The 586-nt window shown below is 66.2% G+C and carries 1 pseudogene; it reads right to left on the bottom strand.

Going from position 1 to position 586, the window contains the following annotated elements:
* Positions 1-299, bottom strand: a pseudogene (locus tag EFL26_RS23870) (hypothetical protein); the annotation flags it as partial.
* Positions 300-586 lie beyond the last annotated feature (287 nt).

Genomic DNA, 586 nt, shown 5'->3' with positions numbered 1-586 from the left:
TCGAGCTGTTCCAACTGTGCCACCTCGGCCTCGAGGGCGGCCCGGCGTTCGGCCAGGCCGGCCAGTTCTGCCAGCGCCGTCGTGCGGTCTCGGTCGAGCTCGTCGCTCTGCTGTCTGCGCTCTTGCTCGAGTTCCGCCTGCACCTGCTTGGCATCGGCGTGTGCTGCCGCCACGATCGAGGCTGCTTCTGCTCGCGCCTCCTCGAGGAGCTCGTCTGCGTTCCTGGCGGCGACTTCGAGCAGCCGGGCGGCTGCTATGGCGTTGTCTCCAACGCGGACGTCATGCTCGTTCGTTGCCACGGTTCCCCCTACAAGTTGGTTCACGCTACGGCGCTGACGCGAGAGCAGACAATGCGACGGGCCGCTGCTGCGGCCGGTATTGCCGCCACGTGGCGTGTCTCGAAGACAGGCAGCTGCGTCACGCTCGCGTGATCGAGTGCAAGAACCGGCAACGCCTGATGGCTTCGTGTGGTCGGCTTCACATCCACATCGCGGTACTACCTGCCGGTAATCCGTGCTGGCCGATTTAGCGTCGGCGTCGCGCCGGTGCGGGTCGAAATCCCGCTCCTCCAACCTCCCGTTGTCTG

Source organism: Nocardioides pocheonensis, from assembly GCF_003725535.1.
Lineage (GTDB): Bacteria > Actinomycetota > Actinomycetes > Propionibacteriales > Nocardioidaceae > Marmoricola > Marmoricola pocheonensis.
This window is presented reverse-complemented; position numbering and strand designations above follow the sequence as displayed.